The 16,608-nt window shown below is 44.5% G+C and carries 14 protein-coding genes; 4 read left to right on the top strand and 10 right to left on the bottom strand.

Annotation, left to right across the window (positions count from 1 at the left end):
• Positions 1-137: 137 nt before the first annotated feature.
• The 7 genes from hflX to G4Y78_RS03665 all read right to left on the bottom strand — a co-directional run bounded on the left by hflX (position 138) and on the right by G4Y78_RS03665 (position 8,280).
• Positions 138-1,433: a ribosome rescue GTPase HflX gene (hflX, locus tag G4Y78_RS03695; protein ID WP_163831749.1), complete on the bottom strand. Its 1,296-nt coding sequence runs from the start codon at positions 1,431-1,433 to the stop codon at positions 138-140.
• Positions 1,434-1,444: 11 nt separating this feature from the next.
• A complete protein-coding gene (gene hfq, locus G4Y78_RS03690) occupies positions 1,445-1,699 on the bottom strand; it encodes an RNA chaperone Hfq (RefSeq protein ID WP_163831748.1) in 255 nt (84 codons plus the stop codon).
• Between the two features lie 231 nt (positions 1,700-1,930).
• Positions 1,931-2,842 (bottom strand): tRNA (adenosine(37)-N6)-dimethylallyltransferase MiaA, encoded by a 912-nt coding sequence (miaA, locus tag G4Y78_RS03685; RefSeq protein ID WP_163836378.1) that lies wholly within the window; start codon positions 2,840-2,842, stop codon positions 1,931-1,933.
• Between the two features lie 107 nt (positions 2,843-2,949).
• Positions 2,950-4,845 carry a DNA mismatch repair endonuclease MutL gene (mutL, locus tag G4Y78_RS03680; protein ID WP_163831747.1) on the bottom strand — a complete coding sequence of 632 codons (1,896 nt, stop codon included), beginning with the start codon at positions 4,843-4,845 and terminating at the stop codon, positions 2,950-2,952.
• Between the two features lie 38 nt (positions 4,846-4,883).
• Positions 4,884-6,203 carry an N-acetylmuramoyl-L-alanine amidase gene (locus G4Y78_RS03675; RefSeq protein WP_163831746.1) on the bottom strand — a complete coding sequence of 440 codons (1,320 nt, stop codon included), beginning with the start codon at positions 6,201-6,203 and terminating at the stop codon, positions 4,884-4,886.
• 81 nt (positions 6,204-6,284) lie between these two features.
• Positions 6,285-6,752 carry a tRNA (adenosine(37)-N6)-threonylcarbamoyltransferase complex ATPase subunit type 1 TsaE gene (gene tsaE, locus G4Y78_RS03670; RefSeq protein ID WP_163831745.1) on the bottom strand — a complete coding sequence of 156 codons (468 nt, stop codon included), beginning with the start codon at positions 6,750-6,752 and terminating at the stop codon, positions 6,285-6,287.
• Positions 6,745-8,280, bottom strand: coding sequence for an NAD(P)H-hydrate dehydratase (locus tag G4Y78_RS03665; RefSeq protein WP_163831744.1), 1,536 nt, complete (start codon positions 8,278-8,280; stop codon positions 6,745-6,747). Before G4Y78_RS03665 ends, tsaE begins: the two co-directional genes overlap by 8 nt.
• 212 nt (positions 8,281-8,492) lie before the next feature.
• Here G4Y78_RS03665 and queG point away from each other — a divergent pair, with 212 nt between their 5' ends.
• Positions 8,493-9,572: a tRNA epoxyqueuosine(34) reductase QueG gene (gene queG, locus G4Y78_RS03660; protein ID WP_163831743.1), complete on the top strand. Its 1,080-nt coding sequence runs from the start codon at positions 8,493-8,495 to the stop codon at positions 9,570-9,572.
• Here queG and orn read toward each other — a convergent pair.
• The gene (gene orn / locus G4Y78_RS03655; RefSeq protein WP_163831742.1) at positions 9,569-10,135 is read right to left on the bottom strand and encodes an oligoribonuclease; all 567 of its coding nucleotides are present in this window, start codon (positions 10,133-10,135) and stop codon (positions 9,569-9,571) included. The genes queG and orn overlap by 4 nt on opposite strands.
• A gap of 149 nt (positions 10,136-10,284) precedes the next feature.
• Between orn and rsgA the strand changes: the two genes are divergently transcribed.
• Complete coding sequence (rsgA, locus tag G4Y78_RS03650; protein WP_163831741.1) at positions 10,285-11,313, top strand: small ribosomal subunit biogenesis GTPase RsgA; 1,029 nt, start codon at positions 10,285-10,287, stop codon at positions 11,311-11,313.
• Between the two features lie 5 nt (positions 11,314-11,318).
• Here rsgA and motB read toward each other — a convergent pair whose 3' ends face one another.
• Positions 11,319-12,287, bottom strand: a complete 969-nt coding sequence (gene motB, locus G4Y78_RS03645; RefSeq protein ID WP_163831740.1) for a flagellar motor protein MotB — start codon at positions 12,285-12,287, stop codon at positions 11,319-11,321.
• A gap of 2 nt (positions 12,288-12,289) precedes the next feature.
• A complete protein-coding gene (gene motA / locus G4Y78_RS03640) occupies positions 12,290-13,141 on the bottom strand; it encodes a flagellar motor stator protein MotA (RefSeq protein WP_163831739.1) in 852 nt (283 codons plus the stop codon).
• A gap of 221 nt (positions 13,142-13,362) precedes the next feature.
• Here motA and G4Y78_RS03635 point away from each other — a divergent pair, with 221 nt between their 5' ends.
• Entirely contained in the window at positions 13,363-15,021 is a 1,659-nt protein-coding gene (locus tag G4Y78_RS03635; RefSeq protein WP_163831738.1) for an HDOD domain-containing protein, read from the top strand.
• 590 nt (positions 15,022-15,611) lie between these two features.
• Entirely contained in the window at positions 15,612-16,604 is a 993-nt protein-coding gene (locus tag G4Y78_RS03630; RefSeq protein WP_163831737.1) for a penicillin-insensitive murein endopeptidase, read from the top strand.
• The last annotated feature ends 4 nt before the right edge of the window (positions 16,605-16,608 follow it).

Here is a 16,608-nt window from a genome sequence, read left to right as displayed (position 1 = left end):
AAACTTCTCCATTACACCAGTGTTGGATTAGTAGGCTGATTAACAAAGTTCTTGTTATGGCTATAATACTTGTTAATTTGGATAAATCTACGACTGTGCATTGTAAAAGCGGCAGTTGCCGCCTTCAACAGTAAAGATTAATGAGTTGCCAATAATAACGCTTCAGGACTCACTCCTGAGCGACCTAACAACCTGTCGTAGTCTTGCTTAGGCATTCTGATTTTTACTAGCGTATTACCCGCAGCATCTACTGTCTCAGATTGCACCGCCCCCAGCTCATAGAACTGTGCTCTTAAACGACTTTGCTGAGGCGTTAAGGTAATTGTTTGCTGAACCAGCTGATCCCCCATCTGCTCAGCAATTGCCTTGATTAGTAACTCTGTGCCATTGCCTTGTTGAGCAGATAACCAAACCCTGGTGGGTACACCTTTTTCATTATAATCCACTCGTGGCCGTACATCAGATAATTGGTCAATCTTGTTGTATACCTGAAGGCAAGGCAACTCATTAGCACCGATTTCTTCTAAAACCGCTTCAACCTGTTCAATGTTATCCTGATAATTAGGGTCACTAACATCAACTACATGAATTAACAGATCAGCCATTACGGTTTCTTCTAAAGTTGCTCTAAATGCTTCTACCAACTTATGCGGCAAATGCCGAATAAAACCTACCGTATCAGCTAAAACAACAGGACCTAAATCAGGCACTTTAATTTTTCTTAATGTTGGATCCAGTGTGGCAAATAACTGGTCAGCCGCATAAACTTCTGCTGAAGTTAAATAATTAAATAAAGTCGACTTACCTGCGTTGGTATAACCAACAAACGAGATACTGGGTACTTCCGCTCTTTTTCGGGCTCTGCGCCCTTGGTCTCGCTGCTTACGAACCTTATCGAGACGCTTGGTAATTGACTTAATTCTTGCGCGAAGCAAGCGTCGGTCTGTTTCTAACTGAGTTTCACCAGGCCCCCGTAAACCAATACCACCTTTTTGTCTTTCCAAGTGGGTCCAGCCTCTAACCAAGCGAGTACTCATGTGCTGCAATTGAGCCAACTCGACCTGCAGCTTTCCTTCGTGGGTGCGTGCACGCTGGGCAAAAATATCCAGAATCAGTCCAGTACGATCAAGTACTCGACACTGTAATTCTTTTTCCAGATTACGCTCCTGAGAGGGGCTGAGTGCATGGTTAAAAATCACCAGTTCAGCTTTATGGCTTTTAACCTGATGACGAATTTCTTCAAGTTTACCGGTACCAACTAAATACTTTGGATTAGGCTGCTGCTTGGGGATGGTTAGAAAGGCTACTGGGTTTGCCCCCGCAGAGCTGACAAGCTCTTTAAATTCACGGGGGTCTTCCCTATCTTGATCACTGACTAACTCAGGATGTACCAATACCGCTTGCTCGCCACCTTGATGGCGTTCAAAAAACAACGACAAACTCCTTAATTATTACCAGGCTCGCCACTTTGCTCCTGCCCTTGCATTGGTAATCTAACGGCACGGGTGGGAACCACTGTAGAAATAGCATGTTTATATACCATCTGGCTGACGGTGTTTTTCAGCAAAATAACAAACTGGTCAAATGACTCAATTTGCCCTTGTAGCTTAATACCATTAACCAGATAAATGGAAACAGGTATACGGTCTTTGCGCAACACGTTCAAGTAAGGGTCTTGTAGAGAATGCCCTTTTGACATTGCTGTACTCCTTTAATTAAATATCAAAAAAATTAAAAAAATGCTTACTAATAAATAAAATAATCCGCTTACAAAACTTCAAACCTAGAAGTAAGGCCAACAGCTTTAGCAAAAGCCAATCGCTTTAGTTAAAGTTCTATACCTGTCATTTCCAGCGTTAGCAGCGATAAGCGCAAACCAAACAATAATAATAGTAGCTGTATATGATAGCTTAAAATTAAAACCTAAGCTCTATATAAGTTCCTGCTCCAGAAATTTCAAGGCCTGAGCAGTTAAATCCTGATCAAGGCTGTCGAACCAATGGAGCCCAGGCCAACTGCGTAACCAGGTAAATTGACGCTTCGCCAGCTGACGTGTAGCAACAATGCCTTTTTCGATCATCTCTTCATAGCTTAGTTCCCCCGCCAGATACTCCCAAGCCTGGCGATACCCTACTGAGCGAATAGAAGGCAAGTTAGGGTTAAGGTCAGAGCGTTCCCGAAGGGCCTCTACCTCTGCCAACAATCCCTGGTCAACCATCTGTAAAAACCGCTTTTCTATCCGCTGATGTAAAACTTTCCGTTCTTGTGGCGCAACTGCCATACTAATAACCCGGTAGGGAAAACTCAGCTGTTGAAGTTGCTGTTCCTGACGATACTGAGTCATGGTTTTGCCAGAGCTTTGATAAACCTCTAGCGCCCGCTGCAACCTTTGCGGGTCATTTGGATGAATCCGTTGCGCAGATTTAGGGTCAACTGCTGCTAATTGGGCATGAATATAAGCCCATCCATGTTGGCTCGCTTCAGCCATAATCTGTTGTCTAATTGCGTCATCAGCAGCAGGCATTTCCGCAAGCCCATCTTTAAGCGCTTTAAAATAAAGCATGGTGCCACCAACCAGTAAAGGTATTTTTTTTCTGGCAACAATGTCTGCTATTAATTGCAATGTATCAGAACGAAAATCAGCAGCAGAATAAGGTTCTGCAGGATCTTTTATATCAATTAAATGATGTGGATACTCAGCTAATATTTCAGGGGCTGGCTTTGCTGTCCCAATATCCATTCCCTTGTATACCAGAGCCGAATCTACACTAATTAACTCACAGGGTAGATGCTTCGCTATTTCTATTGCTAAATCAGTTTTACCCGATGCCGTTGGCCCCATTAAAAAAATAACCGCAGGCTTAGGCTGGCTAGTCGTTTTTTTCTCAGTATTTTCGATGCGGTCCACTACACACTACACTTCAAGTCAGAAACAAACATTAAAAAGACTTAACGCCCTCTCAAAAACAGCTTATCTAATTCTGCTAAAGAAAGCTGAGTCCAAGTCGGTCGGCCATGGTTGCACTGACCACTACGCTCAGTTTGCTCCATGTCTCGAAGCAGCGCATTCATTTCAGGGTGAGTGAGTTTTCGATTAGCCCGCACCGAGCCATGACAAGCTATGGTGGCTAAAATTTCATTGATATGTGCTTGAATCCGATCACTGGTACCATGCTCCAGCAAATCAGACAACACTTCATGGACAAGCTGACTGACATTAGCCTGCTTCAACAGTGCTGGAATAGCTTTAACCACCACCGTTTCTGGCCCCATCCGGAGCAGCTCAAAACCAAGGCTGGCAAATAGTGATTGGAACTCCTCTGCACAGTCCGCTTCTCGTTGGCTCACTGCCATGGATTCTGGCACCAATACTGGCTGGCACTTTATTCCTTCAGCCTGATAAGACTGCTTCATCCTCTCATAAGTAATTCGCTCATGAGCTGCATGCATATCTACCAGCACAAGGCCATGTTGATTTTCAGCCAGAATATAAATTCCTTTTAGCTGTGCTAATGCGTAACCCAATGGTGGTATTTCTGGCTCATTATGCTCACTTCCAGCATCGACTATAGGCTCCGATAAAACCCCTGGCTGTGCTGCAATAATTTCATCTGCAGCTTCGGCCAGCTTCCCATAACCCGCCAGCTGTTCAGCTACTTGATACCTATTAGGTTGTTGAGAGTATGTTTGAGGCTGACTACCAAAAATCGACTGACTAGCTGCAGGCTGATTAAAACGGATTTGCTCTTGCTGTTTAAACTCACCCGCTTCAGCGCCTGTAGAAGCACTTGAACGAGTCTCAATAGCTGATGGCTGAACAGTAGAAGATAGCTGATCGCCAGGGCGTACTTCAGCTAATGCATGATGCAATGTACTGAACAAGAAATTATGGACAGTGCGACTATCTCGAAACCGTACTTCATGCTTGGTTGGATGAACATTAACATCGACTGTGGCAGGATCAACGCTCAAATACAAAACAAAGGTTGGGTGTCGCCCATTATAGAGCACATCTCGATAGGCCTGACGAACTGCATGACTCACCAACTTATCACGAATCACCCGACCATTTACAAAGAAGTACTGTAAGTCAGCCTGACTACGAGAATAAGTGGGCAACCCTACCCAACCCCATAAACGCATTCCAGCAGACTCAACATCCAAGCAAACGGCATTTTCAATAAATTCAGGGCCACAGGCCTGAGCCACCCTGCGATCTTTTTCTTGCTGGGTTTTAGCTACTTTAAGCTGATGAATAGTACGCTGGTTATGACGCAAATTAAAACTGACATCAAAGCGACTTAAGGCTAACCGTTTGACCACTTCTTCCAAATGACCAAACTCAGTTTTTTCTGTTTTGAGAAACTTCCGTCGGGCCGGGGTATTAAAAAACAAATCCCGAACTTCAACCGTAGTGCCCACCGGATGAGCAGAAGGCGCAACCACTGGCTGCATATCCCGTCCTTCAGTTTGCACACGCCAGGCACTGGATTGGCCTTTAACTGCAGAGGTCAACGTTAATCGGGAAACCGAGCTGATGCTTGCCAGTGCCTCTCCTCTAAAACCAAGACTGGCAACCGCCTCAAGGTCTTCAAGCTCAGTAATTTTACTGGTGGCATGGCGACTTAGCGATAATGGCAAGTCATCTTTCATTATGCCAGAGCCATTGTCGCGCACTTTAAGCAGCTTTATACCACCTTGCTCTACTTCAACATCAACTCGGTTCGCACCGGCATCAATGGCATTTTCCAACAACTCTTTAGCAACTGATGCAGGCCTTTCCACAACCTCACCAGCCGCAATCTGGTTAGCTAAGCGAGTACTTAATAATTGAATTCGTTTCATACAGCGTTAGATCAAGCGACTAGTTTTATTACAAGCATTTAGTTGGGAATTTGCAGCACCTGCCCTTCACGGATCACATCAGCTGCCAATTTATTGGCTCGGCGTATACTGGCAACCGATACATTGTGACGAGCAGCAATGGTAGAAAGGGTGTCCCCTCTGCGAATGACGTAATGAGTAAGATCACGACTGACTCGAGCAGCCAGTAGTGTACCTGGTGGTGGCCGATCATCAAAGTACTCTTTAATGCCTGAAAAAATCGCTCTAGCCAATTGCCGTTGATGAGACCTGTTGGCCAGCTTTTTTGATTCAGAGGGGTTTGAAATAAAGCCAGTTTCCACCAGTATCGAAGGAATATCCGGTGACTTCAACACCACAAAAGCTGCCTGCTCCACATGCCGTTTATGTAAGCGATTAAAGCCTCCTATACGTCTTAATACCTTACTTCCTACATCCAAGCTAGCGGTTAAGCTGGCAGTCATTGATAAATCTAACAACACACCTGCTAGCACTTTGTCTTTATCATCCAAACTGACGCTGCCAACCCCACCAATTAAGTCAGCATTGTTCTCCCGACTGGCCAGCCAACGAGCCGTTTCTGAAGTGGCACCACGCTGGGATAGTGCAAACACAGAAGCACCATAAGCACGCCGGTTTTTAAAGGCATCTGCATGAACTGAAATAAACATATCTGCGTTGGCTTCTCTGGCCATTTGAGTTCTGCGCCGTAAGCCAATGTAGTAATCGCCTTTTCGTAACAACACCGGCTTAAAACCAGGTTCTTGTTCCAACAGGTACGCCAACTTTCTGGCAATTGAAAGCACCACGTCTTTTTCTCGCAATCGGCCAAAGCCAACGGCGCCGGGGTCCTCCCCACCATGCCCAGCATCTATGGCTATGATGACATCACGCTGACCAATAGGGGCAGTCGCTTTGGCCACTTGATCAACAGACCTTGCGGGGGTTTTAATTTGATTGAACAAATCAATGACCAACCGATTACCATAGGTTTCGTTTGGCTTTAGCACAAAGCTTTTTGGTTTTAATGGCTGCTTTAAATCCAGTACCACCCGAAGGTCACGCTGATTGCGAGCGCCTGAACGAATCCTGGCAATAGGGGTTTTACTCACATCCAGTTTATCAAGAGATGTGCTCAAGCTTGCTGACTCTAAGTCAATCACCAGCCGATCAGGGTTTTCCAGCTTAAATACTTTGTGCTCAATAGGGCCTGACAGGTCAAATACCAGCCGAGTATTGTCAGGTGCCGGCCAAACCCGAACCCCCTCAACTGTTGCCGCCTGACTGCTTGCTACCCCCAAGCAAAACCAGATCAAAACAAAAAGACTACTGAGTCTCATCTATCTGATGACTCCTTATGATCATTTATTAGTGGCCATGCAAAATGTCATGTGCAATAGTGTTTTGCAAGGCACTTGTCGTCATTTATTCGTTATTCTGTGACAAACCTGTCGGCCTTTTTCAGTGTGAGCAGCAAGCTTGACCGTACGCCCTTGCCCCTGATAACTCAGTGTGACAGTAAGGTCTGCCTGGGGCAAAAAACCTTCCCCTCTTTCTGGCCATTCAATTAGACATAAGTTGTCGTCCAGCAAATAATCTCTTACCCCTAAAAATTCCAGCTCTTCAGGTTCTCCTAGCCGATATAAATCAAAATGGTAAGCTTTATACTCATCCAGCTCATAAGGCTCGACAATGGTGTAGGTAGGGCTTTTTACTGAGCCTTGATGACCCAATGCTTGTAACACACCACGGCATAATGTGGTTTTTCCTGCCCCTAAATTACCCTCTAAATAAAAAATACCTTTACCGTCAGCAGCTAATGCAAGCTGCTTACCAAAATCGACGGTTGCTGCTTCGTTTGCCAGAACAAAAGTAATATTTTCAACCATGCCCACTCTTCACTGCCATCTGGTTTATCTGTTTTCTGATTAGGGGAATAAGCTCCGTTGCCCTCAACCCATAGTAGCCGCCAATCAACTCTGCTAACTGGTCAGCACTATGGCTATGCAGCCAGGTACCTAAGCCAGCAGCATCTACTGTGCTTACCCCCTGTGCCAGTAAGGCGCCAAGCAAGCCACTTAACACATCCCCCATACCACCTACCGCCATGCCTGGGTTCCCAACATTAGCCAGCTGAATCTGTCCTTTAGTACAAACCAGGCTACCTGCCCCTTTCAGTACAATGGTGCTGTTATATTGATCAGCCAGCAGCTCTACAGCAGCAAAACGGTTTTGCTGTATTTTTTGGGTAGATACCCCCATCAACCGGCCGGCTTCTCCTGGGTGAGGTGTCAATAACCAGTCGCTTTGCTTTTGCTCTAGCAAAGTGGGCTCTACAGCCATTAAATTCAATCCATCGGCATCAATTACTAAGGGTAAACCTGAATTAATAGCAGCTAACAAACACTGTCGAGACCAATGGCTTTGGCCTAGTCCTGGGCCTACCACAATAGCAGTTTTACCCGCCAGCACCCGTGCAATCTGATCTGGGTTATCACAGCCAACTGCCATTACTTCCGGACAGCGTGCCTGTATAGCAGAAATATAAGCTGGACGAGTCACCACTGAAACTAATCCAGCTCCGGTATGAAGAGCAGCTTCGGCAGCCATGGTAATGGCACCCGCCATACCGTGGTCACCACCAATTAGCAGCAAGTGACCAAAAAGACCTTTGTGACTGTTTTGACGACGTATGGGTAAAGCATTTGAAAAACAGGCTGGATCAAGCAAATGGCTATTGCAAGGGGTCGCATGGTAAACCAGCTCAGGCACCCCCAAACCAGCAAAGCTAACGTCACCCGCAAATTCAGGCCCTTGGTGGGTATACAGGCCTCGCTTACGGCCAATAAAAGTGACCGTATTCTCTGCTTTAACTGCTACCCCCAATACAGCCCCAGTATCCGCACATAACCCAGAGGGGATATCAACAGCTATGACCGGCTTCTCAGTTACGTTAAGTGTTTCAATAACAAGAGCATAGGTATTTCGAACCGAGCCAGTTAGCCCAGTCCCCAGTAACGCATCAACAAACACATCTGCAGTTAGTTCATGTTTTTCTTGCCAGGGGATTATTGGTACTAACTGCTTCAGGCACCACTGATAGGCAGTAAGAGCATCTCCCTTTAACTTACCTGGGTCACCCACTGCAATAACTTCAACCTCAACACCCTTCTGCTTGGCCAAGCCTGCCACGATATAGCCATCACCTGCATTATTGCCTGAACCACAAAGCACTTGCAGGCTATAACCCGCTTTGCCAAACCACTGTAGGCATTGTTGCTGCAGTACCTTGAATGTGGCTTTGCCTGCACGCTCCATTAGGGTATAGCCAGGAATCCCCTGCTGATGAATCGCATAGTGATCCAGTTGCCTTACTTGTTCTGCAGTGTAAAGCGGTTGTGATAAACTGTTGGCCATAAGCGTTGTCAGTACAAGTCACTCCAATGAATGTTGAGATTATTAAGTGTATTTAGCAATTATACGTCAGCTATCTTCTGTCACCAATGCGAGCTAATTTCAAGGGGCTACACCTGTTACAAACAGGCCAAGATCACTAGGCAAAAACATTAATTTGACCAATAGCGATATATTCAAGTTCCCAATAGTTGTAGACAAGTCATTCCCCTATTATGAAGCAGTTACCTGAAGCCAAACTGAATTTACTGGCAACCGACATCAAACGCTGGGGGAGAGAACTTGGCTTTCAAGATATTGGCATCAGTGGTGTCGATTTAGGCCCCCACGAGCAGCATTTAAGAGATTGGCTGGAGCCTGGCTATCATGGCGAAATGGACTATATGGCAGCCCACGGCACCAAACGCAGCCGTCCTGCAGAGCTGGTACCCGGCACTTTAACGGTAATTAGTGCCAGAATGGACTATCTGCCAGGTGACACGGAAACCGTACGTATTCTTAATGAGCCTGATCAAGCCTATATCTCTCGCTATGCACTTGGGCGGGACTACCATAAAGTGATTCGTAAACGCCTAGCCAAGCTTGCCGCAAAGATCACCGACGCGGTTGGCGAGTTTGGCTATCGTGCCTTCGTAGACAGTGCCCCAGTCTTAGAAAAAGCCATCGCAGAGCAAGCTGGGCTAGGCTGGATAGGTAAAAACACTCTGGTACTTAGCCGAAAAGCTGGCTCCTGGTTTTTCCTGGGTGAGTTATTTACCGACTTGCCATTACCTGCTGACACTCCCACCGATAAAAATCATTGCGGTCGCTGCACAGCCTGCCTGGATATCTGTCCAACCGATGCGTTTGTCGGGCCTTATCAATTGGACGCAAGACGCTGCATTTCCTACTTAACTATTGAGTTGAAAGGGGCAATCCCCATTGAGTTGAGAAAAAAAATGGGCAACCGAGTATTTGGCTGTGATGACTGTCAGCTAGTTTGCCCTTGGAATCGCTTTGCCAAACCCACTCAGGAGACCGACTTTTTACCTCGCCATAAGCTGGATAGCTCATCGCTAGTGGAGCTGTTTTTATGGACTGAAGAAGAGTTTCTCAACCGAACAGCAGGCTCGCCTATTCGGCGCTCAGGCTACCAAGGCTGGCTAAGAAACTTAGCCGTTGGGTTAGGCAATGCCCCCACTTCAACAAAGATATTAGAAGCTCTGAAGAGCCGCTTAGAGGATAGTTCTGAGCTAGTTAGAGAACATATCGAGTGGGCCTTGGAGCAGCACCTAAATCCGCAAGCTAAAGACTAACTTGGCTCTTTGGACTTAGCATCCAGGCGAATAAAGTGCTCTCGATAATAACGTAGCTCTTCAATCGACTCACGAATATCTTCAAGGGCAAGGTGGGAATTTTTCTTGTTAATATGCTTTAGAATTTCCGGGGTCCAGCGCTGGGCTAGCTCTTTAAGCGTGCTGACATCAATACTGCGATAATGAAAAAACTTTTCTAGCTTAGGCATGTACTTAACTAAAAAACGACGATCCTGACCGATAGTATTACCACACATAGGTGAAACCCCTGCCTCAACATATTGCTGCAAGAACTCGATAGTGAGCTTTTCTGCGTGGGCCTCATCTATATTGCTGTTTTTTACTCGCTCGGATAGCCCTGTTTGGCCATGGGTAGTGGTACACCACTCGTCCATTGTCAGCATATGTGCGTCAGGCTGATGAATCGCAAACACAGGGCCTTCAGCAATAACTTCTAAATCCTGATCAGTGACTATGGTCGCTATTTCTATAATACGGTGCTGCTCAGGGTCTAACCCTGTCATTTCGAGGTCAATCCAGATCAGGTTTTCAGCTTTCGACATCAACGCATCCTTAATCGGATAAAGCGGCTTACATTTAATTAAAACGCGCCTTAATACATAGTGATAGTATTGATTCGCAAATTTCGCTCAATGATAATGCCGATTTATGGCTTCTAGCAAACTGTTTGGAATTATGAAAAACCACTTTTATGAGTAAACGCCGTCTAAACCGCCGCCAAGCTTGGCGTATTGAAAAAATTCAGCAAGAACGAGCCAAGCGAGCCGAAAGAAAAGGCGACTCGTTAGAACAGCAACTGACTTCAGGCAAACTAGGGCCTGAACAGCATGGACTGATTACTACTCACTATGGCGCCCAAATTGATGTCGAGCCATTAGACCAACCAGGTACCCGCTATCGCTGCCATATTCGAGCTAATTTACCAGCCCTGGTAACAGGAGACCAGGTAGTCTGGCGAGCAGGAGCCAATCAATCCGGGGTCGTTGTCGCTAGCCTGCCAAGGAACTCACTGCTGTCTCGCCCAGATAGCCGTGGCCAACTAAAACCCGTCGCTGCCAATATAGACTATATTGTGATTGTAGTTGCTCCACGGCCCACCCCCTACGCTAATTTGATTGACCGTTATCTGGTTGCTGCTGAACTCAGTGACATAGAACCTGTTATTCTCCTTAATAAAACCGATTTGCTTACTGATGAGCCTGAGTTTGAAAGCACTCTGACAGATATGCTGAATATTTACCGTCAGATTGGCTACCAAGTTTTACATGCATCTACAACGCGTGAACACGGTTTGGATCAACTAACTTCACTACTAGATGCCCATACTAGCGTATTTGTTGGTCAGTCGGGGGTAGGAAAGTCCTCTTTGGTGAATGCTTTATTACCTGATGTAGAAGCTAGAGTGGGCGATTTATCTGCCATCACAGGTAAGGGTACCCACACCACTACTGCAGCCACTCTTTTTCATTTCCCCACCGGGGGTAAGCTGATTGACTCACCCGGCATTCGTGAGTTTGCCCTGTGGTCCATGGATCGCGCTACCCTGGCACAAGGCTTTAAAGAGTTCAAAGAAATACTGGGGTTATGCAAATTCCGCGACTGCAAACATGAACAGGAACCTGACTGTGCTCTCCGCCAAGCAGTTGAAGAGGGAAAAATTCACCCCAACCGGATGGCAAGCTTTAAACACATTGCTCGTTCATTAGAAGAAAGTAGCTAAGAGTATTATTTAAGCTGGTTTTGTTTCGCTTTTTCTCGAGCATCGAATATATTCAGCCGCTTTCGATCAAGTAGCGGCTGTTGAGGACTGGGAGACCCTTTCTCAGCCTCTTTAGATTTACCTGAAACTCTTGATAAGTTCGTTTCTGCCTGTTTACTTAAAATTAAAATATCAATGCGACGGTTAACCGGACTTCTTGGTTTTTTAGCATCAAAAAGTACAGAATCACCCAGCCCAACCACTTGAGCCACTTGCTGCTTTTTCACACCACCAAATATTAGAGTTCTGCGGGCCGTGTTAGCCCGGTCAGCAGACAACTCCCAGTTGCCATAGTCATCCCTAGTACCAAATGGCGTCGCGTCTGTGTGCCCACTGATGCTGATTTTATTGGGTACCGACGCGATCATAGGGGCTAGCTCTAATAAAATATCTTCAAAATAAAATTTTAATTCGGCACTACCACTGGCAAACATTGGTTTTTTGTCAGCATCAACTATCTGGATGCGCAAACCATTTGGTGTAACATCCATAATCAACTGGTCTTTAAATTTGTTTAATACCGGGTTTTCGTTAACTTTTTTCTTTAGCACCGCTAACAGTGCTTCCAGCCTTTGTTGTTCCAATTGATCAGCCAACGTGGTCTTAGCGCCCACTTCAGTTAATTCATCCGTTTCATCCTGCTGAGTTTTGTGTTGCTTAGGTGAGCCGATACCACTTTGATTGGAAACTACTGGGCTTCCACCTAAATCGATTGCATAAGGGCTGGCTTTATCACTTTGGCCAGTAGGGTCTTGAAAATAACCTGCAATTATTATTTTTTGCTCCTCAGTAGATTGAGAAATCAACCATAACACCAGAAAAAATGCCATCATTGCAGTAGCAAAGTCGGCAAAAGCTATCTTCCATGAACCACCATGATGACCATGCCCGCCTTTCTTGACCCGCTTGATGACTATAGATTCTTCACGTTCCATAACTACCGTGATCTAATATGCTGCTCCAGCTCTAGGAAGGATGGACGAGAATGTGCGTAAAGTGCTTTACGACCAAACTCAACGGATAGCGCTGGTGGCATCCCCCCTAAAGACGCAACCAGACAGGCTTTTACGCACTCATAAGCATTGAGTTCTTCTTGTACATTATGTTCCATTGCCTGAGACATCGGCCCTACAAAACCGTAGGCAAATAAAATACCTAAAAATGTCCCAACCAATGCAGCAGCAACATGAGCACCCAATTGCTCAGCAGGCCCCCCAAGGTCTTTCATGGTGATAACAATTCCCAAAACCGCAGCGACAATCCCAAAACCAGGAAGGCCATCAGCCACTTTAGTGACCGCGTGAAAAGGGTGCTCAAGTTCTTCAGCCAAGGTTTCAATTTCCATATCAAACAGGCTTTCCAGCTCATGAGGCGCCATATTACCAGACGACATCAACCGTAAATAATCAGCAATAAATTCTGTCAAATGATGATCACGTAAAATTGTAGGGTAACGAGTAAAAATAGCGCTGCCAGAAGGATCTTCCAAATCAGCTTCAATTGCCATCATCCCATCACGACGACTTTTATTTAAAAGCTCATATAAAAGCCCCAGCAGATCCATAAAAAAATCATTATTAAATTTTGAACCAAATAAGACAGTAGGAATTTGTTTTAGTACATGGGTAAATGTAGAAAAAGGATTCGCAATAAAAAAAGCACCTAGCGCCGCACCACATATTATCAGTACTTCAAAAGGCTGCCACAGCGCCATTAACTCGCCATGAGAAAGTACATAACCACCAGCCACGCTGCCGATGACAATCAAAATACCTATGATCTTAAACATCTTCGCTTAAGCCCTAAGGTTAAAAAAAAACCACCTGGTAATAAATTAATAATCATTACTTTATATTTTGACACTGCGTAAAATAACCAACGTAGTGAATCTTATTGCACTCATTCCCTTGTCATTATTGTTTAAGCAAAAAAGCCAAAATTCACTAACATTTAATAGCGACTGACTATAATCAAGTAAAGGCCATTAGACTGTTTTAGACAAATCTAACCATGGAAACGACACCACCCGTGCATGGAGTAGCTGCATGGCAACAGCTGTTGAAAAAAAAAGCTTTGCCTATTCCACAAACAACAAAAGCTGCCTTATTAGAGGCTATAGCTGGAGATAATACCTTGCCACCGTTGGTTGCTATTATCCGACACTGCCCGCTGACTGCTTTCCATATGTTTCACCAAGCCAATAAAAACCGCGACATTACTCATGACACACGAGTAAAAAGCCTTGAACATGCTATGGCCATGCTTGGTGTAGATGCCATTAAAGCATTTATCAAGTCAGTTAAAGCCTTTGATCCGTTAAGTAATAATTTAAAGGTTAGCTGTTTTATCAAAGAAGTAACCAACAGCCTGCATGCTGCCCACCAAGCCCAATATTGGTTCAAACAAAAAACCCATAAAACCAGCGAAGAAGTTTTTTGGGCAGCCCTCTTCTTTAACGTCACCCGCTGGGCTATGGCGTTACATAGCCCAGAAAAAATGCAGACGATTCAACAGTACGGTGGTAAACATGCATTGACAGTAGAACGCCAAATTTTGGGCTGTACCATCTCAACGCTGCAATTGGCACTCGATGACTATTGGGCACTACCAGGAATTAGCCACCATGCATGGGAGCAGTTGAGGGAAACCAAGTCAACTAGCTGGATTGCAATGAGCCGATTTGGCAGGCAGAAACCAGAACATGGGTATACACTGGCTAGCCAACGAGCAGAAAGACGATTTCAACAAAAAAAAGAACAAGACCCTCAGTTTAGGCTTTTGCTGGGTACTACTGCGGCATTTGTATTTTGGGCAAATGCGTTGGCTCAGAGCAGTCGATATAGTTGGTTTAGCCTGAGTAACAACCGACTTAGCGGGATAATGGCTGCGTTGTTGAATAGGGGCTGGGATAAAACCACCCAAGCTATCCACCAAGAAGCCGTCCATCTTTCTCATAAGCTAACCTATGGCTATGGCCCAGCACCAGCCACAGGCCTGGTTAACCCCGAAGTGCTTTACCATGAACCAAAGCTGGCAAAACTAGTTAGTAAAGCGAGCGAACCTCTCCCAGCACCAACAGAAGAAACCAAAATCACTATTGAGCCAGCCATAAAAACTGCTCCACCCACACCACAAAGCATTGCTGAAAAACATGGCAATATTGAGCATTTCAAACAAATTGTAGAAAATCTAAAGAATCAGCCAGAAAGATACCCTACACTTGCTTCTTTGCTTGATATATTAACTGAAGCCATTATGGAAGCTTTAGCCTACGAGCGGCTAGTCATTGCTTTAACCAACAAAGAAAGGACCCGATTAAAAGTATTTCGTTGCCATCCCAAAACTGAAAAAGTGGAATTTGAAATAGTTTTAGCAACCGCGCCTTTTTTAAATGATTTATTAAAAAAACAGCAAACCATTTGGGTAAAAGGCAAAGAGCAGCCGGATATTTGGGCAAAAATACCAGGTCCTTTTAAAAAAGCCGTAGGACACGACCACTTTATGCTACAGACGCTCACTATGCCAAACAAAGCAATTGGCATGTTATATATGGATATGGCCCACTCAAATAGCCTATTTAAAGTAGCTGATTTTAGATATATGCAAGCCTTAGGTAACGCCTGCCGAGTCACTTTACTGGAAATGGCGCAACGAAAAAAACAGCGGTAACCAAAAATAAAACCATGCATATGTAAAATAATCTGACAAAATACGCTACTACCTATCTTTAGTATCAAATTCAGTTATCACCACTAGATTTAGACAAGTTTGTTCAGTCATCATTTAAGCTCAATATACTAGAATAACTGACTGCTAGACTGCTTACGAAAAATCCACTGCTTTACCTACAACTTTAGAATATATTCTGCAAACCAAAAAAACTGAACTATTTCATAAATTATAAAAATAAACAAACCTTGACCAATTTTACATTCAATAAAAAATTATACGCGACGCAAAATATAAATCTAACTAAAACCTTGGAATTATTCAAAGTATTAAATGACTAATGGTTGATAAAAAAACTAGCGTGAGTATTTTATTTAAAACGCCTTTTATAGAAGCAATCATTTTTTACCAGCTGTATGAGAAATGCAGCAAAAAACAAAAGGCGTATTTAATAAGATGAGCTGTTATACAAATAACATTGACAGAAAACAAACTAAATTTGTGATCACTGTCAATAAACATTTGATATCACCTAAACAACATTGGAATACATAAACAGCGTTTTCATGAAGAATAATAGGAGCAACTGGATGACCCAATCAATCAGCACAAAGCTATACCAATGGTGTGGTCTATTGCTTTGTCTGATGGGCACCATTTTCAGTAGCGCCGCAATTGCAAGCCAAACAGTTCGCATTAAAGTAGATACACTTAATGTTCGTGCCAACCCCAGTACCCAAGCTAGCATTATTGGTACTGTTACGGCGGGTCAGGTTTATGTAAGCATTGATAACCGAAGTGGCTGGCGAAGAATTTGGTTTGATAGTCGCACTGGCTGGATAAGCAACAGTTATGTCAGCCAAGCCAGCAGAAAGTCCAAAAAAGTCAAAGTGGGCTCACTCAATATCAGAAGTGGCCCTGGTACTCACTATCGAACTGTAGGCCAAACTTCTCGTAATGCAGAGTGGGCAGTGGCCGAAACTCGTGGAGGATGGGATAAAATTTACTTTGGAGGCAATCAGCGCTGGATTTATGGAAAATTTCTAAATAACCCCAACCCACCCAGACCACCAAAATCTAACGCTGGTTTCATTCAGCTACCTGCACAAGGAAAAGGGTTTTATTCTACAAAGCCCGCCAACCGTTCTTGGGGCTTGCCTCGCTTAGTTTACGGCTTACAAAAATCCTCTTTAGCCTGGCACCGGGATCACTCCAATTGGGGCAAAATTGGAATTGGCGACCTGTCGCTTAAACACGGTGGTCGAATATCAGGCCATGTCAGCCACCAGCGCGGAGAAGATGTTGATATTAGACTTATTCGCAGAGATGGTGCTTCAAAAGGAACTACCATTTACCAAAAAAACTACTCTAGCAAACGAAGCCTTGAGTACATTAAAAAATATCTAAAAAAACACTTTGAAGTTGATTTAATTTTCTTTAATGATAATAAAGTGTTTAGCATGCTACCGTCACACTCAGGTAAACGCTATGGCGACTGCCGGAAAAAACCAGGGGCAACAGGTGTTGCCTATGTGATGTGCTGGCCTAACCACCACGATCACTTTCACCTACGTATTAAGTGATATA

The organism is Spartinivicinus ruber (genome assembly GCF_011009015.1).
Taxonomy (GTDB): Bacteria; Pseudomonadota; Gammaproteobacteria; order Pseudomonadales; family Zooshikellaceae; genus Spartinivicinus; species Spartinivicinus ruber.
Note: the sequence above shows the minus strand (reverse complement) of the source record. Positions and strands in the feature narration are given on the sequence as shown.